Source organism: Pseudomonas sp. CFII64, assembly GCF_000416235.1.
GTDB lineage: Bacteria > Pseudomonadota > Gammaproteobacteria > Pseudomonadales > Pseudomonadaceae > Aquipseudomonas.
In genome coordinates this window covers 322667-347058 of the sequence record NZ_ATLO01000051.1, presented here as the reverse complement: position 1 = coordinate 347058, position 24392 = coordinate 322667, and the positions used below count along the sequence as shown (strand labels likewise).

Here is a 24392-nt window from a genome sequence, read left to right as displayed (position 1 = left end):
GGTCGAGAAACTGAAAAACGAAGCGAAGGTGCTTTGAATTGGAGAGCCTGAAATGACTATTCTGGTAATCGCAGAACACGACAACGCGACGCTGGCTCCGGCCACTCTGAATACCGTGGCTGCTGCGGCCAAAATCGGCGGCGACATTCACGTGCTGGTTGCTGGTCTCGGCGCAGGCGCTGTGGCTGAAGCCGCGGCAAAGATTGCTGGCGTGAGCAAAGTGCTTTCAGCTGACAATGCTGCCTACGCGCACCAGTTGCCGGAAAACATCGCGCCGCTGGTTGTCGAGCTTGCCTCGGGTTACAGCCACATCCTGGCTGCGGCCACTTCCAACGGCAAAAACATCCTGCCCCGCGTTGCTGCGCAGCTGGATGTGGATCAGATCTCCGAAATCATCTCGGTAGAATCGCCGGACACCTTCAAGCGTCCGATCTACGCCGGTAATGCCATTGCGACGGTTCAGTCCTCGGCAGCGGTAAAAGTCATCACCGTGCGTTCCACCGGTTTCGATCCGGTTGCCGCTGAAGGTGGTGCGGCTACGGTCGAAGCAGTTTCCGCTGCTCACGATGCAGGCAAATCAAGCTTTGTCGGCGAAGAGCTGGCCAAGTCTGATCGTCCTGAATTGACCGCTGCCAAAATCGTCGTTTCCGGCGGTCGCGGCATGCAGAACGGTGACAACTTCAAGCATCTGTACGCTCTGGCGGACAAGCTCGGCGCAGCTGTAGGCGCTTCCCGCGCTGCGGTCGACGCAGGTTTCGTCCCCAACGACATGCAGGTCGGTCAGACCGGCAAGATCGTCGCGCCACAGTTGTACATCGCGGTCGGTATTTCTGGCGCGATCCAGCATCTGGCCGGCATGAAAGACTCCAAGGTGATCGTTGCGATCAACAAGGACGAAGAAGCACCGATCTTCCAGGTAGCTGATTACGGCCTGGTGGCGGACTTGTTCGAAGCGGTCCCCGCGTTGCAACAAGCCCTATAAGGCCAAGAGCAACCTGATAGGCTACAGCTATAAGGCAGTTCAACGGTGGGAGCGGGCTTGCTCGCGATGCAAGCGCCCCGGTGTATCCGCTACACCGCGGTGAAGCTATCGCGAGCAAGCCCACTCCCACATTTGGACCGTAGCGTCTGGTAAACCTCAGTCGTATGAGCCTTTGCCCGGCATCTTGATGCCGTGCAGGTTGACCTTGCGGTACAGGGTTGCGCGAGAGATGCCTAGCTCCTGAGCGGCAAGCAGGGGTTTCCAGCGGTTGCGCACCAGCGTGTCGATCAATGCCTGGCGTTCCGGGCTACCGCTGACGGTCTCCTGGCCCTTTACCGGCGCGCTCGCGCCGAGCGTCACCGGCAGATCATCCACCCCGATCACTTGGCCTTTACACACGGCGCACGCGTAACGCAGTACGTGGTGCAGTTGCCGCATGTTGCCGGGCCAGCCGTAATTCAAGAGCATTTCCAGTGCAGCTTCGCTCAGTTCAAGGCGTTCGCCTGAGCGCTGGCATTCGTCGCCCAACAGTTTGTTGATCAACGCCAGTTTGTCTTTGCGTTCGCGTAGCGGCGGTATATCGAAGCGTGCGCCGCTGAGGCGGAAAAACAGGTCTTCACGAAAGCTACCGGTTTCTACCAGCGTGGCGATATCGCGGTGGCTGGCGCAGATAACTTGAATATCGATGGACTGGGGGCGCGCACCGCCCAAGGGTGCCACTTCACCTTCGCTGAGTACCCGCAGTAGACGGGTTTGCAGTGTTAAAGGCATGTCGCCGATTTCATCGAGAAACAAGGTGCCGCCATCGGCTTGTTGCAACAAGCCACGCATGCCTTTGGTTGAGGCGCCGGTAAAGGCACCAGCGGCATAACCGAACAGCTCACTTTCGATCAGGCTCTCGGGAATCGCCGCGCAGTTCACCGCAACAAAGGGCTTGTCACGGCGCTTGCTGGCAGCATGTAGTTGCAACGCAAAGTGTTCCTTGCCAGCACCGGTCTCACCATGGATCAACACTGGCAGGCCACGATCCTTGACCCGTACCGCCAGCTCCAACGCCTGCGCAACCTTGGGGTCGAGCGCTGACCCCAGATGGCTGACCACGGGGGCGCTGATGGGCCGGCGAGGTACCTTGAGGCGCACATGCAACCCCATCGAGGGCAAATAGTGGATGCTGTCATCCCCGGCGGCGGGCAGCTGCGCTGAGGCAAAGGCTTCGTCGATGTGCGCGGGGATCCGGCCACAGCGCTGCAACAGCAGGCGCCGCGCGGCGGGGTTGAGCGCTTCAATCCGACCATCACGGTCCCAGGCGAACAGGCATTGAGGCTGGCTGTCGACATAACCTGGCAGGGGGTGAGCACGTAACACCCACAGATCTTGGGTGCTGTACATGAAGTAGGCATTTTCGAGGTCAGTGGCGCTTTGAATGACCATTTGCCGAATCAAATGCTGGCTGCGCCGGTCATCCGGAGCACGAACCGAAGAGACGTCCAATACCGCCAGGATCTCTCCGCTGGGTGAAAATATCGGCGCCGCAGAGCAGGTGTTGCCGATGAACGCTGCACGGAAATGATCCAGCTTGTGCACGGTGACTGGCAGTTTGTCGATTAACACAGCGCTGACAGCGGTCGTACCTTCTTCCTTCTCCGACCAGCAGGTGCCGACGTCCATGCCGGAGCGGCGGTACTCGCCGCGCAAGGCCGACTCGATCCGGTAGTCGACGGTACAGCCCAGCGTATCGGTGAGCATCACACAGTAATCGGCGTCTCGTACTCGGGTGTGCAGCCGTGACATTTCATCACCTGCCAGGTGCAGGAAATCGTCGACACGCTGGCGGTGTTCATTGATTTGGTGGGCCTCAAGAACCCTCGGGCCCTGTAATGAACCCGGGTCGAGCTTGTAGTGCTGTACCGAGCGTCGCCAGGAATCGAGGATGGCATTGGGCACCGGCAGGGTCGGTGCATTTTGGGCAGTGCGCAATACGCGACTCACGTGTTCCACATGAGTCTTCGAAAAACCAGAGGACATGGTACCTCCGAAGGTTGGATCTTATTTTTCTGTTGATGGCCATTAAAGGCGGCTTGACCGATCCCTTCAAGCTGAATCCGTCAGCGGGTGTCGGTGAGACATAATCGCTCACTATTCGCATCGTCCCTAGGGAGGCACGAGCGGTTATGTCTTGCGGAGGCATTGAGCGGGGTACGTTAATTAGGTTGCCGATCCCTCTATTCCGGCCTTTACAGCCAAGTACTACGGTATTGGCATCCGACTTGCTCTGTCAGTCTCAGCAGGCCGCGTCGAACGGTCGCATCTCAACAACAATAATGACAGAGGCTCTACATGAGCGAATTCAACGCTGTGAATTTCTCCCTGAATGGCAAGGTCGCCCTAGTGACTGGTGCCGGTCGTGGTATTGGCCAGGGCATTGCGCTGAGCCTGGCCCAGGCAGGCGCAGACCTGGTGCTTGCTGATTATGACTTGGGCATCGCCGAAGAGGCTGCCGCCCTGGTGCGCGCCTTGGGTCGTCGGGCAGTGGCCTTGCAAGTTGACGTCAGCAAACCCGAGAGCGTTGCCAGCCTAATCGAACAGGTCAGGGCGCAATTCGGCCGTCTCGACGTTGCGGTCAACAACGCAGGTGTAGTCAGCCTTGGGCGCGTTGACGAGCTGGCGGTCAGCGAGTGGGACCGCATCATGAACATCAACGCGCGCGGGGTATTCCTGTGCTGCCAGGCGGAACTCAAGCTGATGCGCGAGCACAACTTCGGCCGCATTATCAACCTCGCTTCGATTGCGGGCAAAGTCGGTTTCCCGGACCTGTCGCACTACAGCGCCTCCAAGTTTGCAGTGATTGGATTTACCAACGCCTTCGCCAAGGAAGTTGCCCGCGAGGGCATCACTGTCAACGCCCTTTGCCCGGGTGTGGTCGGCACCGGCATGTGGCGCGGTGACGAAGGGCTTTCCGCACGCTGGGCCCAGCCTGGCGAAACCGAAGTGCAGTCCTGGGAACGGCACCAGTCCAGCCTGCTGCCCCAAGGCGAAGCGCAAACCGTGGAAGACATGGGCCAACTTGCGGTTTACCTCGCCTGCGCGCCCCACGTGACCGGGCAGGCGATTGCCGTTGATGGCGGCTTCTCGCTTTAGTTGAACCTCGCTTACTTATCGAGTTTACGTCCCCTGAAACCTTTCTTCAGGGGAACGGGTACGGCTTGCCTGCAGCTTTGTTCAAGTCTGCGGGCGCACTGATCGAAAAAGGAGAACACAATGACAACTACAGTTCTGGCCAAACGTTCCGTTGGCACCGACATCATCCACTACGACGCGATTGTGATTGGCGCAGGTTTCGGTGGCATTTACATGCTCAAGAAGTTGCGCGATGAACTGGGCTTGAAGGTGCGCGCCTTCGACAAGGCCGGCGGGATCGGCGGCACCTGGTTCTGGAACCGCTACCCTGGTGCGTTATCCGACAGTGAATCGTTCGTGTACTGCTTCTCCTGGGATCGCGAGCTGTGCCAAGAGTGGGACATCACCACGCGTTACCTGACCCAACCGCAGATTCTGTCCTACCTCAACCACGCGGTCGATCGCCATGACCTGCGCCGTGATATCCAACTGGAAACCGGCATCACTGCTGCGGTGTTCGACGAGCACAGCAGCTGCTGGCTGGTCACCGCCGACGACGGCCATCAATACAGCGCCAAGTACCTGGTGACGGCGCTGGGCCTGCTGTCGGCGACGAACGTGCCGAAGATCAACGGCCTGGACCAATTCAAGGGGCACATGTACCACACCGCCAACTGGCCGGCCGATGCCGTGCTCGAAGGCAAGCGGGTGGGCGTGATTGGCACCGGGTCTACGGGCTGCCAAGTCATCACCGCGATTGCGCCGACTGTCGGCCACCTCACGGTGTTCCAGCGTTCCGCCCAATACACCGTGCCGGTGGGCAACGGCCCGGTCAGCCGCGAATACGTCGACGACATCAAGCGCAACTACGATGCCATCTGGCAAGAAGTGCGTTCCTCGCGGCTGGCGTTCGGCTTCCCGGAGAGCGACATCCCCACTATGAGTGTGGACGCCGCCGAACGCAAAGCCATCTTCCAGCGCGCATGGGAGGGTGGCGGCGGTTTCCGCTACATGTTCCAGACCTTCAACGATATCGCCACCAGCGAAGAAGCCAACATCGAGGCCCAGAACTTCGTCCGCGAGAAAATCGCTGAAATCGTCAAAGACCCGGAAACCGCACGCAAGTTGATGCCGCGCGACCTCTACGCCAAGCGTCCGCTGTGCGACAGCGGCTACTACGCCACCTTCAATCGCCCCAATGTGTCGCTGGTGGACGTCAAGGCCAACCCGATTGAAGAAATCACCGCCAAGGGCATTCGCACGGCGGATGGGGTCGAGCACGAGTTGGATGTACTGGTGTTCGCCACCGGTTTCGATGCCGTGGACGGCAATTACAAGCGCATCGACATTCGCGGGCGCGACAACGTCTCGATGAAGGATCACTGGGCTGACGGCCCATCGAGCTACCTGTCGGTCGCCACCGCCAAGTTCCCCAATCTGTTCATGATCCTGGGCCCTAACGGTCCGTTTACCAACCTTCCACCGACCATTGAAACCGAAGTGGAGTGGGTGTCCGACCTGATTGGTTTCATGGAGCAGAACGAGTTGGCCTGCGTGGAGCCCTCTGCGCAAAGCGAGCAGGAATGGGGTGTGATCTGCCAGGACATCGCCGACCAGACGCTGTTCGCCAAGACCGACTCGTGGATCTTCGGCGCGAACATCCCGGGCAAAAGCAACAAGGTGTACTTCTACATGGGTGGCCTGGGCGCGTTCAGCGAACAGCTGGCGGCGGTCAAGCACGACGACTACCGGGGCTTCAAGTTCAAGGCCGTGAGTGTCGAAGGCGCGCAACCGCGTCGTGTAATGGAGAACCAGCAATGAAGTTGAACAACCCCCAGCTCTTGCGCCATCAAGCCTTTATCGACGGCGTGTGGCTGGCTGCCGACAACGAGGCCACGATCACCGTGATCAACCCGTCGACCGGTGTGACCATCGGCCAGGTGCCGCGCATGGGGCAAACGGAAACCCGCCGGGCCATCGAAGCCGCCGAGCGTGCGCTGCCTGCCTGGCGTGAGCTCAGCGCCAAGGCCCGCGCTAATGCCTTGCGCCGCTGGTACGACCTGATCATCGAATACCAGCACGACCTGGCCCACATCATGACCCTCGAACAAGGCAAACCGCTGCCAGAAGCGTTGGGCGAGATTGTGTTTGGTGCGTCTTACATCGAGTGGTACGCGGAGGAGGCCAAGCGCGTCTACGGCGATCTGATCCCCGGCGCGACCGACAAGCGCCTGTTGGTGATCAAGCAACCGGTGGGCGTGTGCGCCGCCATTACGCCGTGGAACTTCCCCAGCGCGATGATCACCCGCAAAGCCGGCCCGGCCCTGGCCGCTGGCTGCACCATGGTGATCAAGCCGGCCTCGCAGACGCCTTTCTCGGCCTTGGCTTTGGTCTACTTGGCCGAGCTGGCGGGCATTCCCAAGGGCGTGCTGTCGGTGGTCACCGGCGCCGCAGCGGAGATTGCCGAAGAGCTGACCGGCAACCCGGTGGTGCGCAAGATTTCCTTTACCGGGTCCACTGAGATCGGCCGCCAGATCATGGAGAAATGCGCCCACGACATCAAAAAGGTCTCCCTGGAGCTTGGCGGCAACGCGCCGTTTATCGTCTTCGAGGATGCCGATCTCGATGCCGCCGTGGACGGCGCGCTGGCCTCCAAATTCCGTAACGCCGGGCAAACCTGCGTGTGTGCCAACCGCCTGTACGTGCATGACAAGGTGTATGACGCGTTCGTCGACAAGCTCGCGTCGGCGGTCGCTGCCCTGAAGGTGGGCGATGGCTTTACCGAAGGCGTCACCCTTGGCCCGCTGATCGACGGTAAGGCCGTTGCCAAGGTGCGCGAGCATATCGAGGATGCGCTGGCCAAGGGCGCCAAGGTTGTCCAGGGCGGCGGCGCGCATGCCCAGGGTGAAAACTTCTTCGAGCCCACCATCCTGGTGAACGTGCCCGACAATGCGCGGGTCGCCAAGGAAGAAACCTTCGGCCCGCTGGCGCCGGTGTTCCGTTTTTTTGATGACGCCGAAGTCATCAAAAAAGCCAACGACACCGAGTTCGGCCTGGCGGCTTATTTCTATACCGCCAACCTGGGTCGCGTGTTTCGGGTGGGCGAGGCGCTGGAGTACGGCATCGTAGGGGTCAACACCGGAATCATCAGCTCCGAGGCCGCGCCGTTCGGTGGGGTCAAGGCCTCGGGTGTCGGTCGTGAGGGTTCCAAGTACGGCCTTGAGGATTACCTGGAGATCAAATACCTCTGCCTGGCCGGCATTTGAGCTGATCCATCGCTGTCCGCGTCTTGCTTGATGGCCGCGCGGGCCTTGCCCCGTGGCCCGCTTCACGCTGTGTCGTAAAACATAAAAACAATAGGAAATATCGACATGAACATCGCTTGGAAAATGCCGCTCGGGCTCCTGTCGTGCATTGCTTTACCCGCATCCGCCGCTGACTCTTCCTCGCAATGGGGCACGGGTGATTGGGGTGGGGTACGCAGTGATCTGCTGGAACAGGGCGTTGACGTGATCGTTGGTTACGTCGGAGAAGGGGCCACCAACGTTCACGGCGGTTACAACCATGACCGCACCGCGCGTTACACCGCGCAATGGGCACTCGGCACTCACCTAGACCTGCAAAAGTTGCTGGGCTGGAACGACGCCGAGTTCCAACTGCTGGTGACGGAGCGAAATGGCAATAACCTCTCCAACGAACGCATCTCCGACCCGCGCGCCCCGCAGCTCAGCTCGGTGCAGGAAGTGTGGGGCAGGGGACAGACCTGGCGTCTGACCCAGATGTGGTATCGCCAGAGGTTTTTCGACAGCGCCCTGGATCTCAAGCTGGGCCGTTTGGGTGTCAATGAAGACTTCGCCAGCTTCCCGTGCGACTTCCAGAGCCTGTCGTTCTGCAGTGCGCCCATCGGTAACGTGGCCGGCGATGTCTGGTACAGCGGCCCCGTCAGCCAATGGGGTTTGCGCGTTCGCTACAACCTCGATAAACAATGGGCAGTGCAGGTCGGGGTGTATGAGCAGAACCCGTCGTACCTGAGCACTGGAAACGGTTTCAAGCTCAGCGGCAGTGGGACAAAAGGCGCCTTGGTGCCGGTCGAAGTGATCTGGAAGCCAGCATTGGGCCAGCAAGCGTTGCCCGGTGAATACCGCTTGGGCTACTACCACAGCAGCGCCACCGCCAATGACGTGTATGACGATGTCAACGGTGCCGCGCAAGCGCTGACCGGCCAGGCGCCCAAATCCCGCAGCAGCAAACACGGTGCGTGGATCATGGGCCAGCAGCAACTCACTGCCCATCATGGCGATGCATCACGGGGGTTGAGTGTGTTTGCCAGCCTGACCGTGCATGACAAGGACACGAGCGGCATCGAGAGCTTCCAGAACATCGGCGCGGTCTACAAAGGCCCGTTCGGGGGGCGTCCCAAGGATGACATCGGCCTGGGTGTTGCGCGTTTGAAGGTCAACGACGACGTCACCAAGCGCCAGCGCCTGATCAATGACAGCACGGGCATCACCGACTACGAAGACCCGCTCTATGTCCCTGTGCAGCACAGCGAATACAACATCGAGCTCAACTACGGAGTGCATGTCACCGACTGGCTGACCGTACGCCCGAACGTGCAGTACGTGCGTAATCCCGGTGGTGTGTATGAAGTCGATAACGCCTGGGTCGCCGGCCTGAAACTGCAAGCGAGTTTTTAAGCCGTTGTCTGCACCTGAACTGTCAGTAGTCGGTATCCAATATCCCCATCACGATTGAGAAGGAATACAAAAATGAGCAAGTCCTTGGGAAAAGTTGCGTTTGTTACCGGCGCCGGTCAAGGGATCGGTGAGGCCATTGCCATGCGGTTGGCGGCAGATGGGTTTGCCGTGGCCTGCGCGGACATGAATATTGAAACCGCTCGTCAGGTGGCTGAACGCATCCAAAAAGCCGGCGGAAAAGCCCTGGCCATCAGCGTGGACGTGGCCGATCGCGACAATGTCTTCACGGCCGTAAAGGAAGCGGCGGACGGCCTTGGCGATCTGCACGTGGTCATCAACAACGCCGGCATTGCGCCGATTGCCCCGATTGAAGCGATCACGCCCGAGATGTACCGCAGAACCTTCGATATCAACGTAGGTGGCGTTCTATGGGGCATTCAGGCCGCCGTGGACGCCTTCAAGACCCTGGGCCATGGCGGGAAAATCATCAGTGCCTCGTCTCAGGCCGGGCACATCGGCAATCCGGACCTGGCGGTATATGGCGGGACTAAGTTTGCCGTGCGTGGCATCACCCAGACAGCGGCCCGCGAGTTGGCCCGCCTGGGTATTACCGTGAACGCTTACTGCCCCGGCATCGTCAACACGCCGATGATGCGCAAAGTCGCCCAGGATGTGGCGGACAACGCCCAGCAAAGCGTGGAGTGGGGGATGGAGCAATTTGCCCAGCACATTACGTTGAAGCGGCTTTCCCAGCCGGAAGACGTGGCGGCCTGTGTGTCATTCCTGTCCGGACCTGACTCGGACTACATGACCGGCCAGGCCGTGATTATCGATGGTGGGATGGTTTTCAACTAAGCGTTTGACGCGCGCAACGCTCAAGACTGAACACACGCAACGTGAGGGTATGAGATGAACATTACCAAGGGCATTGCATCGCCAGCCAAATTCCTGCTGCAGGCTGACGCGTTAATGGATTTATCGATACATGGCAAACCTTATGGGGCCAATGCGTATTTGATTTGTGATCAGTTCATTGTTAGCCGGGTTCATGAAAAAGCGTTGCTGGGCTTCACGAATGAACAGGGGGCTGAACTGGTCGTGTTTGGCGGGCAATGTTCTGATAGTGAAATCAATAAGCACGTTCAGGCTGCTCGTGATTTTGACTACATCGTCGGTATCGGCGGCGGAAAGACGTTGGATACGGCCAAGGCGGCCGCGCATTTCTTGGGCAAACCGGTATTGATACTGCCCACGCTCGCCTCGACAGATGCGCCCTGTACGGCGATTTCAGTCATTTACAATGACGACGATACGTTTAATCGCTACTTGTTCTTATCGAAAAATCCTGACGTAGTGTTGGCGGATACCCGGGTTCTTGCAGAACAGCCACCGCGATTTTTTGCGGCAGGTGTGGGGGATGGCCTGGCCACATACTTTGAGGCCAGAGCCTGTTTTGCCGCGCAACGCGACAACTTGATCCTGGGCAATGACGGGAAAATGCTGAAGCCGACATTGATTGGTTTTGCGATTGCCCAAACGTGCTACGAAACCATCAAGAAATACTCGGCGCAGGCGGCTTATGCCGTTGAGAACAAAGTCATTACGTCTGCGCTGGAAAATACCATTGAAGCGACTATTTATATGTCTGCGGTGGGAGCCGAGTCGGGTGGTTGTGCGGCGGCGCATGCGATTCATAACGGAATGACCACCGTGCATGATCTCCATGGCGCACAGCATGGTGAAAAGGTGGTATTCGGCTTGTTCACGCAATTGGTGATGGAGGCTGCTTCTATAGAGGAAATAGAAGAGGTCGTGGATATCGCGATTGCAGTCGGCTTGCCATTGACGCTTGAGGATTTGGGGTTGAAGACCTTCAAGGAGGAGGAATGGCGCAAAGTGGCTGAGGTGGCATGTGATAAAAATGACACGATTCACAATATGCCGTTTACGGTAACGCCCGAGCTGGTCTATGACGCGATAGTGGCAACGGATGCAATGTTGCGAGCCTTTAAAAAGAACAAGTTCGCGCACTAGTGTCGGTCAAACCGTGCAGGCGTCGTCAATCGGTTTGAGTGATTAACGACGCCTTACGGTGGGTTACGCTTTCAAGTCTAACTGCAGCTGTGCAATGCCTTTCAACTTGGCGACTTGCGTGGCCAGTACATCCATCAAGTCAGGTGACAGGCAGTCATAGGGTTCAAGGCCGATTGAACGCAGACGTCTGCGGATGGTTTTCATGTCTTGCGGGGGTGCCCCCGTTTTGATAATCGACGAAACGAAAGCGGCAACCCCTGGAGCAGACCGCCCTGTCTGGTGCGACAGCTCGGTGTTTACGAAATTCAAACCGTTGAACGGGTTATTCTTGTTCTCGATACGCCTGTACAAATACGCACGGCTCTATGTGCAAGCGTGGCGCTGAATGGCCGCGTGCTCGTCAACAATGGCTAGCTTGTGCGCATTCGCGGTGACTCAGAAAATTCAAGAGTCTTGCGGTTGAGATTGGTCGACAATCCCGGCTGATGGAGAGTAAGTGTCCGGTGAACACACCTGCACGGCCGCTAAGAACGAGTGTCTCCTCGTATTTTTAGCAGCATCCGTTGTCTGTAAGGGCGATGCCAGCCGTGTACCTCAGGGTTTCTGAAAATGGCTAGGCTAACCTGTTAAAGGAACTGCACGTTGAGGCTGACCAGGCAGTTTTGCTAGACTTCGCGGCAGACATTGCGCACCGCCGCGCATTGCGTAAGCGTTAACGTCAACCAACGCACACTTGGGATTCTCTATCCCACAGTTGTGCGTAGGTAAAAATGCCGCATTCCTCCTCGACGGCTCACGTCGCAAAATCTACTTTTAGTTTCTCCCTGCTGATGGGTGTCCTGCTGATCGCAGCTAACCTTCGAGCTCCGATAACCGCCATTGGGCCGGTGTTATCCCAGATCCAGGACTTCTTTAGCTTCAGTCCTTCGGTGGCGGGACTGCTTAATGCGTTGCCTCTACTAATGTTCGCATGCGCTTCACCACTGGCTCCCTGGTTGACTCGTCGCTTTGGCTTGGAGCACGCGCTGCTGGGAGCCTTGGTGATGATCGCCGTAGGCGCGCTAACCCGCTCCACCGGCCTTTACAGCGGTCTATGGCTCGGAACACTGCTGATAGGCGCGGGCATAGCTGTCGCCAATGTTCTGGTCGTACCGCTAGTGAAGCGTGACTTCCCTGGCCATACCGCTTTGTGCATCGGGCTGTATGCCGCGACCATGGCGCTGCTGGCTGCGCTCGCCAGTGGACTTGCCGCACCATTGTCAGCACTGTCGAGCTATGCTTGGCAGCTTTCCTTGGGTGTTTGGTTTTTTCTCGCTCTGTTGGCTGCAGTTTGCTGGTGGCCTCACGCTAAGAGTGCTCGTGCGCGTAGCGCTTTCCCCGTACCTGCAGGACGCACCACGGTATGGCGCAGTGCGGTCGGCTGGCAAATATCGATGTTCATGGCTCTGCAGACCGTGAGTTTCTACACCCTGATTGACTGGTTCCCGGCAATAGCCGCCTCGACTGGTATTGGCGCCACGCAAGCAGGCCTCTACCTTTTTGCCTATCAAGCAGTTGCGGTAGTGGCCAACCTATCGACATCGGTAGCAATCAAACGTATGCGTGACCAGCGACTGCTGGGCTTTATTTGTTCCTTAGCCATTGTTATTGGTGTGCTCGGGCTGATTTTTGAGCCGGCAATATCACTGGTCTGGCTGCTGTTCGCAGGCGTGGGAGCGGGCATGTCGATGGTGACGTGTCTAAGCCTTTTCGGTCTACGTGCTCGTGATCACCACGAAGCAAGTTCGTTGTCGGCCATGGGCCAGTGCGTAGGTTACGGGCTCGGCGCGAGCGGCCCTTTTCTTGCCGGGTGGCTGCACGGTTTGACATCGAGTTGGCACCACCCTCTATTGGTTTTGCTAGCAGCAGCTCTAATGCAAGTTGTCTTCGCCGTACTGGCGGGTCGCGCGCGGTATGTAGGCCAATAAGCGAGCCACTCACATGCCGGGAGACTGCTGGCGCATCGCGAGCGCGGTGCGTCAAAAAGCCTCACTTTGTGCACCGCCGAGGCCAAGCGGCTCAATATCCACGCTTCATGGCCATCGCGAATGACACCTATTAGGCTAGGCGTTACCCTACCGGCGGCGCGCCATAACGAACTCCAATGGAGATACGCACAGCCGCGTGCAGAACATGGCGCTGAAAGCGCTGTGGTTGGCATAACCCGTAGCGAGGGCCACATCGAGTACGCTATCTCCTCGGGCCAGGTACTCAAGTGCCAGTTGTAATCCTGCCTGGCGTCGCCACTTTCCAAAGGTCATGCCAGTGTCATCAATGAACCAGCGCCGAAGGGTCTTGGGGTTCACGGCCAATAGAAGAGCGCATTTGAGCAACTCCAGGTGTGGCGATTCGATCAACAGACGACACGCTTGGACGAGTCTCGGATGATTAGGCTCTGGCAGCTGCATGGCATGTAGTGGGGCTAGATCGAGTTCGTCGAACAGCAGTTTCATGATCCATCCATCACGGCTCTCGACTGAAAAAGGGACACGAACATTCACGGCCGCCAAAATTAGTTCACGCAGTAATGGTGAAACGTCCACTACGCAGCATTCGCGGGGCTTGCGAGTGCTTCAGAAAGAGGCTCCGTAGATCCACTGCTCCGACCATTCAATACCCGGCTGAATCCACAGCGCACGGTTGCTCGGCAGCACCCATCGGACAGTGTGTGTGTGTACCAATGACGAGTACGCCCTCAATCGCATATAGCAGCTGCGCGTCATCATGGCGATGGCCTGCCGCCCAGTGCCCGTCATCAAACGCTGTGAATTTGCTTCGAGGCGGTTGCAGATCGATCCCAGCCCCAATATCGACGGGGACATTCGAATTATGTCCATTACTCACACCTCACGGCCCACCTGTTGTAAGAAACCTACTCGTGGAAGGTTTTATCATAGTGGCGTAGGGCAGGGTCTGCCCTTCCAAATTTAATAGGGTGTTCCGTGGAAAACGTTCAAGAGCAGCTCTTGTATCAACTCACACGTATTGCCGATGGCTTGGAGCGTGCTTAACCGCCGCCATAGAGTGATGCGCCACTTGCTGATGTCCTGGCTTATGTCTGGCAACCAGGCTGGTCAATGGCATCACCCAGCGCAGACTTGTGCCAGTGCCGCGACCGGCTCTGATGAGCTTCAAACAGCTCAAAAATATTGACCGCCAGAAAAAGCTGATTGAGCACAACACTCGGTGTTTCGTCGAAGGTCTGCCTGCTAACAACGTACTGCTCACAGGCGAACGAGGTACAGGTAAATCCTCCTTGGTAAAGGCATGCCTGCAACAATTTCATGCGGACGGCCTGCGACTGGTCGAGATCGACAAAGATCATCTGTCCGATCTCCCACATCTGATCGAGCTGCTGCCGGGCTCCAGCTTCAACGGAACGAAGCGGGTAAAGCCCGTACCTGATGATCTCGATAAACAGGTATCCATTTGCGAACTAGGTTGGCGTTGATGCCGTGCCGCAAGGCTACGCTGGCGATCGAGATGCCAGGTTGCAGGCATTCCTGAACGACTCGGGTTTTAAAAGATTTGGAATAAGAGCTTCGTTGGCGCGTGGCAATCCTGACAATAAGGGCGATGCTGGCCACGTATTTTTAAATGGAGAACATCGCCCTTATGGCTGGAATCGGGTAGTTGACTTCACCGGCCGGTTACCGTGATGGATGAGTACGCTGGAAATCGTCGCTCCGGGTTGCAGGCATTCCTGGACGACCTGGGCTTTGAATGGTTTGGGGTAAGAGCTTCGTTGGCGCATGTAAATCCTTGCGATAAGGGCGATCGCGTCCGCTTAAATATGCGCGGACACCATCGCACTAAATGCTGGAGTTCGGTAGGTGACTTGGCCGGACGGGCGCCTCTAAAAAACTCTTACCAAATGGTTCGGTGACAGGAATATTGTGGAGCTTCCCGCGGCGCTAGGTAAGTGAGGACGACCAGTAGGAGGCTATACAAATGATTGAAACCTGCTCTCCTTTGATTACCGGCAAAGCCATGTTAGTCAGTAAGGGAAAGTGGTGAATTTTCGGTGAGCGCTTCGAGTTTTTTTGTCTGACGCGAGTGTCAGCTCCAGGCCGCCTGCCGACGCAGCGGGCGAGTGAAATCGATCAGTTGTTGCTGTATAAGTGGCAACCGGATTCATCGCGTACGGTGTGAGACTTGCTTCAATCAGGTCGCACTCAAACTGGATGTTTATTTGAACAGCTTGCTCCAATCGCGCTTACTCAGTTCGAAACATGCGCTAGCCGAGCCGCCAAATACTCTCCCGGACACTCGTGCCATGGAGTCCTCTGTTGTGTACCGAACTGAGGCTCCATTTTCATCAACCAATACTCCCTTTGCGCCAATCAGCAACGCATGCCCGGCCACAACATCATGTGCAGAAACCGGATAAAGCGAGCAACCGCATACCCCATCGCCGGCGGCAACCTTCGCAAGCCGATAAGCAATCGATGGCATAGAGTGAAATGCAGCTGGCGCGCATAGCTGACTGTTGATTTCGGGTTTGCCATCAGCCGCAGCGCTAACCATTACCGTCGTCTTCTCTGTGAGCAGTTGATCTGAGAGATCGGCGACGATGCGGTGGCCATTTCTCACAAGGTGATCCATACCCTCGGCCCACGCAATGCAGTCGGAAATACCCGATGCAGTGACCGGTGCATGCACCACCCCAAGCACAGGTTGGCTGTCATGGAGCAGGCCAACAGATATCGCCGAGCCTTTAAGGCCTCTCAAAAAGTCGCTGGTGCCGTCGTTCGGGTCGACGACCCAACAGAAAGGGTCTCCAGAAAGTACATGGCCGGTCTCTTCGCCCCACCAATCACAGTTTAGAGTTGCCAGCAGTTCCGCGTAGAGTAGAACCTCGATTTCAACATCTATCTCGGCTTTGTCTCCTGACCCTCTCCGGCCACTTGGGCGAGCATATTCGCTTGCCAGTAGAACACCTGCTCGCTCCACAGCTTCAATTACTTGCGGGAGAATCTGCTGCAAACGAATATTGATCATGATGACCTTTGGAGGTGAGGGACAGGGGCGGATGCCTAGCTACGGCATTTGCACTCTGGAGCGTACGAACTCATTCATAGTCGGGGTGATAGCGCTGTAAGGTCTAGCCACTCGCCTGCTAATCCATTTTCGGCCGAATGCTTCTATGAGCGACCGCATTTGGCCAATGCCGGTCTCAGGATTTCGTATCACCAACGCTGCTTGGCTTAAGCACTATCGATCCGTCAACCAACTCGATGCTTAGTGAATCACCGAGACCAACGTTCATGGCCGCCAGGACATCCGGAGGAAGATCGATTATGAGTTCTCCGCTGCCATCGCCCGGATCCTGGCATCTCACAGTCATCTGCACTGACTCACTCATTGGGCACTCGCTCTACTCTCGGCCGATGAATTGGATCGATATCCTACGCCGATGCATATGCGACCGACAGCTATCGGCCGATAGTGTTGAAAAAAATCGGTTTTTCAGAATCCCAAATTGTAGGTTGGTAAAAAAGCGCCTCTTAAGCGAGCTTCTGCGTGAAATCCGAGTCCGAACGGCTCTGCGGAGATTCAAGATTACAATCTGCGCCGCGCACTTTTTTGTCTCACAAATCACTGCCGACTTCTTCAACAGAATCGGCCAAAAGCGGACATTCCGTCGATTGCGCATCGAGACCATAACGCTTAGGACTTGCGTACGTTTGAACCTTTCGTGTTCCGGCCATCACACACTTCTCGAAGAGCTGGTTCTGCCTACTGTCTGACAGTCGCGTAACAGGCTGAGGTCTCTGGATAGGTCAGTTGAGAAATTACGTATCGTGCGGGAGTTCGAACCGGTGCCGGTAACCCATAAAATCTCGTTTAATAATGCCGCCTGCCTGTGATCTAGGTCGATGGTAGCAGTAGCCTGAAATTACGTGCGCCAGTGAGTCAGGAAGCATTCAGGTGGCATATAGCCAATCGACTGCGTTATTCGGCTCCCGTACTCATCTACATATACGGCTGGGCAACCATCGACGTGCTGATAGACCGCTCCATCGAAGGTTGGCCAGGCGGCTGGGCGAAAGGATCAGGATTGCGATCCAGCAGGGGACCGACAGCGAGCGGCCTTTTAGGCCTGACGTCATTGCGCACAGCGGCGGTACGCAGTTGTTTTCGTTGATTCTGGAGGATCCGGATTTCCATGACCTAAAACCCGGGCGCGTTATCAGGGCCGGTAGTATCGTGCGTCCTGAATTTGACTGGAGCCGTCATATTGCGTCGGGGCGGGTGGAGGCCGTCATGAATCACGTCGTCGCCAAGGACTCAGCCGTGCCGCTCGCCCAATACACCATCCCGGGGGCCCGGCGGGAAGGCGGGCTATGCCTCTGAAAGCACATTCAACGTGCGTAACGCCCAGTTTGGCCACTTGGATCTTTTGTGTCGCAGATTTTACGCGCGCAGATAGCCGATGGTGGACTGTGGCATGACTTCCTGACTCACCCGCTCGCGCATTTCAGACCGCAAGGGGCTTTTGTGCCTACGGTTAGATGGCAGCCTGCATGCTGGCCGGTACGAGCTTTTGATGCGAACACTGCTTTACGTTGTTTTTTGCATTGTGGGCCCGATGGCGTAGATGCGTCGTAATATTCGTCCATAGTTGTTGGGGAGAGGCAGACACTTTCGCGCAATCGGAGCGCCAAACCAGCGCTTGAGTATGTTCTCTGTCTTGAAAAGCGCCGACAATGTCATTTCAACATCAAGGCTTGGAGCACACGATGTATCTTCAATCGACACGCCCTCATCCGAATTGGGGCGCGGGTTTTATCACGACTCAACTGAATCGCCAGGGTGCCAACTTTGATGCCTCCGCGTATCGCTGCGAAGATCCGACGCAGGTGTTTGATCTCAACTTGAACTGCACGATTACAGGTGTTCCCAGGTCATTGGCGCCAGCCTTGGTTGCCCTGAGCATGGGCTTTTCACAAGCAGCGCTCACAAAGTTCATGCGTCAGGCCGAAGTCCGGCTTGAGGATATTGAGGCACTGCGGATTTGGGATAACCCGGATTGGTCCTTGTTAATTGCGTCGGGCTCAGCGCTGACGGCTTCTGACCTGACAGTTCGTCTGGTTGGGGCAATGGCTGCCTGCCCGATCCAAGCCTACGTCATGGAAAAATCCCTGCGGTCCACGCAATTCAAGCCCACAACCATTGCGGCGTTGCTTCACAGTGAAAATCCAGAGCTTTGGACAAGCACGCGGTTGGGCAGCGACCGGGAAACCTTGCTCCCGTTGCTGCCCATCAACATCTGCGCGCCTCATAGCTTTTCGAGCGTAATGGATATTCCGAACCACAACTGGGCTGACTTCCTGACACGATCCGGGGTCTTGAGCCAGGATTACATCAGGAAGGTCTACGGCTTGGACTGGTTTTATGAAGCCTTGCTGCTTGAGCTGACCAAAGCCGGGCCGGATACGCCAAGCGCCATTTTGAGCCATATTGAGTACCTCACTGACGAGCAGCAGGACTGTTTCATCACTGGGCTGCTCAATGCCGTTTTCCTTGACCTGAATGAGAACACAGCCAAGGTCCAGGCCTGCGATCTGATCTCGCGCGATGTCGAGAAACGTGCGCTTCTAATCACCCTTCAGGGTGTTATGTCGGAACTGATCCAGGATGAATGGGAGTGCCCGGTAACCACTGCCATCAACTACCTGCCTGAAGAATTCGTAAAAGGCCCCGGACTGATCTCACGCGATCCATTGTTCTCCGCCCTTCATGACTCGGACAGTCTGCTCAAGCGATTCTGCGATGAGTTGCTGAACGTTCCACAGGAGGCGTTTTGCCTAGCTGACTTTGTAGCGATGTCTAACCTGGCAAGGCTGAGTCGGTTTTCCTACGAAATGACGGGGATTGATACGCATAAAGTGCTGGACCACGTTATCCAAGGCTGTCTGTACTTCCTCGGATCACAGTGTGACTACTTCTGCGATTCATCCTCAAGCAAAGCGGGCGTTGATTCGCTGGTGATCGAAGGGCTCAGGGACTTTACCTACTTCTTTAGAACCAATGAAAACAAGGAATTTGACCTGCACTTGGACTTCTCCCAATTCACTGCGTATGACTTGCTGATCCTGCGTTTGGCGGATGTTCACAACCGCAAAATGCCATCCCTGCCGGACTTTGCACTTGAGGCATTGGAGCGCTTCTGGGCTCATTGAGGCAGTCGAGTCGTTCAGGCGGAGCGGGGCGCCTATCTGCCAGGCAACGCTTAGTGCCCATTCCTAGGCCCTAACATGACGAACTCAAGGAGCGAACAATGCCAACTGCTGACGACCAAACCCCGCAGCCGGATGAACTGCAGGCATTATCTGACGAGATTGTACTGCTAGGCTTGGCGATGCTTGGGGCGCAAATGTTTGAATTTACTTTTTACGGAAGGGCATCACATCTGAAGGCGACATTTGAAGAATGAAACGTCCGTTGTTTGTGTCTCTAGATGGGCCCAAGGGAACCGGCAAAACCACTCTGTTGGAGGCCATTACGAAAGTACTGAGGGCAGACAACAAAATGGTTATCCGACTTTGCGAGAAAAAAAGCGATCCCTATAGGGGTGAAACGATGGCCCTCGTTAACAGGCTCGTCAGAAATCCAACCCGGGATTTGGAGTTAGGGGTTTGTGAGCGCTTTGCTGATAGCCGTACCTGGATTTCCCAGCACGTGCTGGCTAAACAGCCACCAGGCAGCATCATCTTGATCGATCGCTGGTACCCATCTGATGCTGCTTTTCGCCGGATAATCCCGTTTGCAGAGATTCTACAGTTAAACATTGATCGAAACGTGCGAGTGCCAGACCTGCATGTCGGGGTTGTCACCGCCCCTGATATTTCATGGGCGAGGGCAGCGGCACGACGGCGTGGGTTGAGCAGTACTGTGATCCATAAGCTGGAAGATCATATCGCTTGCACCCAGGCGTTCGAGCGAGCGATTGAAGATCACGGCTGGGTTTTATGCCGTAATGAAGGAACGATCGAAGACGCAACGATGCAGGTGGTTTCTGAGATCTATAGAGTCCGTCGATGCCCTTAGGCGAAGTTCGCTGCGCTAGCCTTGATCCGGTTGAGATAGCAGTAGATATAGATCGTTAGCAGGATCGAAGGGGTGACTTGGGGTGGGTCTTACATGATCAGACGGTTTGAGCGTCGATTGCTGGATGCCAAGTGGTGTACGACTGCTCTGTAGGTTACTTTGCTAGCGATCGCATGCGAGGGCGCTCACTCTTGGCAGATCACGCATCCGAGTGCTCCGACGTAGGTGCAACCAGCAAAAAACTACCAGAGCAGCCAATGCAGCTTAACATAGTAGGGGTCAACGGCAGCGCCGGTCGAAATGCTCTGAAGAACCATAGCCCCCCGGAATCTACCGAATTCCACGGTTACTGATTGCTTTCACGCACCCTGCAGGCGAGGAGTTGTTGTGCTTAGTGGCCTAGAAGAACGCCAGCTGGAGTATAGTAAATTTCCCTATATATCAGTATACCGAGCTATAAATCAGTATCACATCACAGTGATCAACCACTTCCTCACGGCCTATTCCTCGAAGCGATGTCGCCTGATAAATCCAGGACTCGGTCCAAGCCACCTTAAATCACTGGATCTTCTCTACAAGTGCTTCTGGTATAGAGCCAAGCTCGGTGGAGCTAGTGCTGAGTAAGAGCTGGGTGAGTGTGCTAGGCTTTTCGAGGGCAAGTTCCATGCCGAGAACTTGGGCAGATCAGGTGTGGTGGGACAAAACGAGTCGCCACACTCAACTATTGCGTTATGCATCACGCGCTCGTATCAACAATTGGCTGGCGTTGGATGACGATGAGACAGCGCAACAGTTATCGCGACTCCAGAAGCTGCTGCAGGCCCAAGATTGAATCTAGGCGAGCTAACGAGTCGAAAACGATAAAGCTTGGCTTAAATATCAGTTAAATTTCAATCGGCCAAATCTGCCTGAAGATCCTTCATGTCACGAAACGGCGCATCGAAGGTGGCGCAGCCAGTGCAGGGAAGCTGAACGCAAGTTGTCGAGCTCATCTTCACTCCAATTTTCCGCAGCCATAGGTGCCGGTCGGACAAACCGGCCCGGCCTTTAAGGGTTGTCAGCAATGGCCTTTTTCGTGCGGCGAGGGCAGGGGGGTGAGCCCCAGATGAGTTCGATAGCGCACCAGATAGGTGTGGATGTATTCATCCCTCACGCTGATTTTGGCTGATTTATTGCCCTTGCCGACTACGTAAAACCACCAGTTATCCATGGTGTCTTTACGAAAATCGCCCATGGTCGGCGCCCAATTGTCGCGCCCTACTAAATCAGAGACTCGTAAGTACATGGAGAACAGTGTGCTGAGGATGAAAAGGGTTCGTTCGTAGGCCTGGTCCTCATTAGCCATCAGCTCCGCGGTCTCCAGCACATAATTTTACTGCAACTGGGTCAGAGCACGGCCAACCACATCGAGTGTATTACGCTGCTTATAAACAGATTTTTTCTTAACTGCGCGAAACGGATTCACCTCGGTAAAACCTACGTCCATAGCATGCTGAAAAAAACTTCCACAGATAGCGAATATCTGCGCTGTGGAGCCTTGTGATAGGGCATAGGGTTTGGCTTTATCGGTGTCAGTACACAGCAGCCGATCACGCTTTGTCATCGTTAAACTGAATGGGCGCCAATCGGCATTAACGACGTACCTATCACTGCACGACTGTTTGCGATCGCCCAAGCGGATAAACCGGGATTTGATCACTGAGATTATCCAATGCTCTGGGGGGTGAAGACAGAACTCCATAAAGGCTTGGGCGTCTCGTCGACGCACCTCCAGTAGAGGTTTTGCACGATCAGCAAGGACCAGAGCAACAAGCGTTCGACATGGGTGCGATAATAATTGAAGTTGGAGGGATTGCCCGCATACGATTTGAGAAAGCTACGGACCGCTTTATAGCCAACAACGGCCTCAAGTGAAACGGGAAAAATTGGCTAAGTAGGCCCGGACGGCTGGCAGCTCCTCGGAGAGAGGCTGGAAATAAGATGATTGAAGTTTTGAAAGGTATCGAACAGCGGATGAGGTAAGTGGGACGTGGGATGTCGGACTGGCAAAACTAGCAGTCATGATAAGATTCTGATCAACAAAAAATATCCGGGTCTGGATATTATCGGATATTACATCGGCTCTATAGGGTCATCACAGCCCTTCGTGCATCTCCACGACGACAGGCGAAAGCCAACGATGAAATTCATAGTGATGGCCGCCCAGATCAACATATGAAGGCCCCGTCTTTTCCTTGTACACGACGGTTGCAGTGAGAATTCGTTCCGCTTCCAGCTTCGAGTGGTCTTTGAAAATCTCTCCGGAAGCCAGCCGGTAAAAGAAAGTATCTTCCACCGAACCATCGGTTGCTATGACGTTCCCCCGAAGTAGCTGGACGACGGGGATCGATATCCATCGCTCCTGTCCCGAATTAGCGGGGGGGATAGCCAAATGCACCGCGAGAATTGTCGTATGGGAACCCCGTCGACCGCATAGATGAACCAAATCAGCCAGGTCATCTGCGGTGGTAAATCGGTGCATGCCCATATCACCAGACGGCTCGGAAATGGCTTGCGTCATAGCAACAGCTACAGTATTTGAACGCGAGATCATCCACGAATCCCCTCGAATGCAGTCTACGGATTGTAGCCCTAAAGACTGCAAGCAGGCTTCATCTTTTCCTTTTGGTCTATCAAAATGGAACTGACAGAAGCATTCGCCATCGCTCTCAAGCGGATTAGGTTGCGCCGCGGGCTCACTCAAGAAGACTTCGGGCTTGTGAGTAGCCGTACGTACATAAGCTCGCTGGAACGAGGGACAAAAAAGGTAAGTTTTGAGAAAGCGTGCGAGTTGGCAGACCGTCTGGGAGTCCATCCACTGAGTCTGTTCGCAGAATGTTTTATAGCCCAGGAAGGCACCAGCTCATTGGAGGATTTGCTCGACCGTATGCGTCGTGACCTACGCTGAATAGCCTTATGCACCCGAAGACGATATGTCTGAACGAGGGTCGACGGTACGAAAGCTCCCCTAAGATTAGCCCACATTAACGGATTGATTTCGCAACCTGAGTGGGCAAAAGGTTGTTATCGATCAGTGCCTATGGCTGACTGATGCTCACCAGCGTCCATGTGTAGTCTCTTAGTGGCCGACACAGCCCTACAAGCTTGATATGGTACGTTCTTCCTTTCATTTGAGTGCGATCCATCACATGGCAGCGGTCTTATTCTTAGATTTCGACGGGGTACTGCACCCTGACCAGGTGTACATCACAGCTTCCGGTCCTCAGCTACGTTCGGCAGGCGAACTATTTATGTGGACTTCTATCCTGGAAGCCGCACTTGACCCGTACCCGGAAGTAAAAATTGTCTTGAGCACCAGCTGGGTGCGCAAGCTCGGCTTTAGTCGAGCGAAGAAACGTTTGAGTCCGACACTCCAGAAGCGAGTCGTGGGATCCACTTGGCATAGCTCGATGGCCAAGGTTTGGGCCGACCAGATCTGGTGGGACGGGACAAGTCGGCATGGACAAATATTGCGATATGCCGCCCGATCAGGCATAACACAGTGGCTTGCTTTGGATGATGACGCGGAAAATTGGGCTACCGCCGATCTGCACAGATTGGTACTGCTTGATGGGGCAGAGGGGCTGTCTAGTCCAGCTGCTGTTGCCGAATTACACAGGCGATTGGCAGCGCTGACGCTAGCAGGAAGATCAGCGGATGCAGATGAAAAGTTAGTCAATATATAACTCAACTAAACCCCTATTTAGTTGAGTTATCTAATTGGTAAACTTGCGAAGTCAACGTAGTTTCTGATTCAGATCTAAATGTGTTTCTCATTTTTTAAAGATTTTTTCCTCATTTTTTATAGCGCCGATGCTCGCTTCCATATCGGCGGTTACCTTGCTGCCTTTGCGAATTCTCGTGAATAGCGGGCCAGTGCGAGAGGGTAAACAATCCCGTACTAAAATCCAGGAATGGATTCATCGTCCTGACTCGGGGGATAGCCATCTGACCGAACAGCGTCCATGCACAACGTAAGTTTTAATTGACCAGCTTTTCAGATCAAGATCTCAATTCACAGCGGCAACCTCGTTACGGTCGAAGCCACAACCGTATAGAAGCGCAATCATTGCTGAATCCCTTATCCCATGAAAACGCCAGTCTGATGCACACATTGATAGTAGCTCACCTAAAGCGCCTTGCTCTATGAATGGGTTCCTAGGTGGTGGGCTAAGATCGCATGTCTGAATTTTTTGAATTTTCAATAGCTCGCTAACTGACAGTGAACACATTGGGCAAGATTCAGTCAGAACGCCCCTCAAAGCGCTCAGATATTTCGAGCAAGTATGCGTAGAGTAGCCGGAGTCGAGCATGTGGATCACAAGTGCTTGCATATGCTCTGTTCGCAATCTGCACCAAGCAACCTCATCGAGCGGTAATTCCCCGGCGCCGAAGATACTTGCCACCGTGTGCAGCGAGTACCGCGTAGT

The 24392-nt window shown here is 55.6% G+C and carries 20 protein-coding genes and 2 pseudogenes; 14 read left to right on the top strand and 8 right to left on the bottom strand.

Annotation, left to right across the window (positions count from 1 at the left end):
• The first annotated feature begins 52 nt into the window (after positions 1-52).
• A complete protein-coding gene (locus CFII64_RS27140) occupies positions 53-982 on the top strand; it encodes an electron transfer flavoprotein subunit alpha/FixB family protein (protein ID WP_020294082.1) in 930 nt (309 codons plus the stop codon).
• 156 nt (positions 983-1138) lie between these two features.
• Here the strand turns inward: CFII64_RS27140 and CFII64_RS27135 are convergent, their stop codons facing one another.
• Positions 1139-3007, bottom strand: a complete 1869-nt coding sequence (locus tag CFII64_RS27135; protein ID WP_020294081.1) for a sigma-54-dependent Fis family transcriptional regulator — start codon at positions 3005-3007, stop codon at positions 1139-1141.
• Positions 3008-3319: 312 nt separating this feature from the next.
• Between CFII64_RS27135 and CFII64_RS27130 the strand changes: the two genes are divergently transcribed.
• The 6 genes from CFII64_RS27130 to CFII64_RS27105 all read left to right on the top strand — a co-directional run bounded on the left by CFII64_RS27130 (position 3320) and on the right by CFII64_RS27105 (position 10830).
• Positions 3320-4120, top strand: coding sequence for an SDR family NAD(P)-dependent oxidoreductase (locus CFII64_RS27130; protein WP_020294080.1), 801 nt, complete (start codon positions 3320-3322; stop codon positions 4118-4120).
• A gap of 120 nt (positions 4121-4240) precedes the next feature.
• Positions 4241-5920, top strand: coding sequence for an NAD(P)/FAD-dependent oxidoreductase (locus tag CFII64_RS27125; RefSeq protein WP_020294079.1), 1680 nt, complete (start codon positions 4241-4243; stop codon positions 5918-5920).
• Positions 5917-7365 (top strand): NADP-dependent succinate-semialdehyde dehydrogenase, encoded by a 1449-nt coding sequence (gabD, locus tag CFII64_RS27120; RefSeq protein WP_020294078.1) that lies wholly within the window; start codon positions 5917-5919, stop codon positions 7363-7365. Before CFII64_RS27125 ends, gabD begins: the two co-directional genes overlap by 4 nt.
• A gap of 105 nt (positions 7366-7470) precedes the next feature.
• Positions 7471-8796 (top strand): carbohydrate porin, encoded by a 1326-nt coding sequence (locus CFII64_RS27115; RefSeq protein WP_020294077.1) that lies wholly within the window; start codon positions 7471-7473, stop codon positions 8794-8796.
• A gap of 72 nt (positions 8797-8868) precedes the next feature.
• Positions 8869-9651 (top strand): (S)-acetoin forming diacetyl reductase, encoded by a 783-nt coding sequence (locus tag CFII64_RS27110; protein WP_044901717.1) that lies wholly within the window; start codon positions 8869-8871, stop codon positions 9649-9651.
• Between the two features lie 54 nt (positions 9652-9705).
• The gene (locus tag CFII64_RS27105) at positions 9706-10830 is read left to right on the top strand and encodes a glycerol dehydrogenase (RefSeq protein WP_020294075.1); all 1125 of its coding nucleotides are present in this window, start codon (positions 9706-9708) and stop codon (positions 10828-10830) included.
• 63 nt (positions 10831-10893) lie between these two features.
• On the opposite strand, the pseudogene CFII64_RS30395 reads toward CFII64_RS27105, so the two are convergent.
• A pseudogene (locus CFII64_RS30395) lies at positions 10894-11265 on the bottom strand (glutathione-dependent formaldehyde-activating protein); the annotation flags it as partial.
• Between the two features lie 335 nt (positions 11266-11600).
• Between CFII64_RS30395 and CFII64_RS27095 the strand changes: the two are divergent.
• Positions 11601-12797, top strand: a complete 1197-nt coding sequence (locus CFII64_RS27095) for an MFS transporter (RefSeq protein ID WP_020294073.1) — start codon at positions 11601-11603, stop codon at positions 12795-12797.
• Positions 12798-12944: 147 nt separating this feature from the next.
• Here CFII64_RS27095 and CFII64_RS29095 read toward each other — a convergent pair whose 3' ends face one another.
• On the bottom strand, positions 12945-13322 hold the full coding sequence (locus CFII64_RS29095; RefSeq protein WP_020294072.1) for a helix-turn-helix domain-containing protein: 378 nt from the start codon (positions 13320-13322) through the stop codon (positions 12945-12947).
• A 671-nt stretch (positions 13323-13993) separates the two neighbouring features.
• On the opposite strand from CFII64_RS29095, the gene CFII64_RS29590 reads away from it, so the two are divergent.
• Positions 13994-14320: a DUF815 domain-containing protein gene (locus CFII64_RS29590; RefSeq protein ID WP_020294071.1), complete on the top strand. Its 327-nt coding sequence runs from the start codon at positions 13994-13996 to the stop codon at positions 14318-14320.
• Here CFII64_RS29590 and CFII64_RS29585 read toward each other — a convergent pair.
• The 3 genes from CFII64_RS29585 to CFII64_RS30390 form a co-directional block, all read right to left on the bottom strand.
• Entirely contained in the window at positions 14241-14456 is a 216-nt protein-coding gene (locus CFII64_RS29585; RefSeq protein ID WP_020294070.1) for a transposase, read from the bottom strand. The two genes, CFII64_RS29590 and CFII64_RS29585, sit on opposite strands and share 80 nt — an antisense overlap.
• A 601-nt stretch (positions 14457-15057) precedes the next feature.
• The gene (locus CFII64_RS27080; protein WP_020294069.1) at positions 15058-15870 is read right to left on the bottom strand and encodes an inositol monophosphatase family protein; all 813 of its coding nucleotides are present in this window, start codon (positions 15868-15870) and stop codon (positions 15058-15060) included.
• 175 nt (positions 15871-16045) lie between these two features.
• Positions 16046-16234 carry an AbrB/MazE/SpoVT family DNA-binding domain-containing protein gene (locus CFII64_RS30390; protein WP_020294067.1) on the bottom strand — a complete coding sequence of 63 codons (189 nt, stop codon included), beginning with the start codon at positions 16232-16234 and terminating at the stop codon, positions 16046-16048.
• Positions 16235-17612: 1378 nt separating this feature from the next.
• Between CFII64_RS30390 and CFII64_RS27065 the strand changes: the two genes are divergently transcribed.
• The 3 genes from CFII64_RS27065 (at position 17613) to CFII64_RS27060 (ending at position 19923) form a co-directional block, all read left to right on the top strand.
• Positions 17613-19055 carry a hypothetical protein gene (locus tag CFII64_RS27065; RefSeq protein ID WP_020294065.1) on the top strand — a complete coding sequence of 481 codons (1443 nt, stop codon included), beginning with the start codon at positions 17613-17615 and terminating at the stop codon, positions 19053-19055.
• A gap of 98 nt (positions 19056-19153) precedes the next feature.
• Positions 19154-19309: a hypothetical protein gene (locus tag CFII64_RS29910; RefSeq protein WP_020294064.1), complete on the top strand. Its 156-nt coding sequence runs from the start codon at positions 19154-19156 to the stop codon at positions 19307-19309.
• On the top strand, positions 19306-19923 hold the full coding sequence (locus tag CFII64_RS27060) for a dTMP kinase (protein WP_020294063.1): 618 nt from the start codon (positions 19306-19308) through the stop codon (positions 19921-19923). Before CFII64_RS29910 ends, CFII64_RS27060 begins: the two co-directional genes overlap by 4 nt.
• Positions 19924-20822: 899 nt before the next feature.
• Here the strand turns inward: CFII64_RS27060 and CFII64_RS30655 are convergent.
• Positions 20823-21972 (bottom strand): annotated as a pseudogene (locus CFII64_RS30655) (site-specific integrase); the annotation flags it as partial.
• An 85-nt stretch (positions 21973-22057) separates the two neighbouring features.
• Positions 22058-22666, bottom strand: coding sequence for a hypothetical protein (locus tag CFII64_RS27050; protein WP_177325454.1), 609 nt, complete (start codon positions 22664-22666; stop codon positions 22058-22060).
• Between CFII64_RS27050 and CFII64_RS27045 the strand changes: the two genes are divergently transcribed.
• A complete protein-coding gene (locus CFII64_RS27045; protein ID WP_020294061.1) occupies positions 22601-22870 on the top strand; it encodes a helix-turn-helix domain-containing protein in 270 nt (89 codons plus the stop codon). The two genes, CFII64_RS27050 and CFII64_RS27045, sit on opposite strands and share 66 nt — an antisense overlap.
• 202 nt (positions 22871-23072) lie before the next feature.
• A complete protein-coding gene (locus CFII64_RS27040) occupies positions 23073-23648 on the top strand; it encodes an HAD domain-containing protein (protein WP_371106470.1) in 576 nt (191 codons plus the stop codon).
• The last annotated feature ends 744 nt before the right edge of the window (positions 23649-24392 follow it).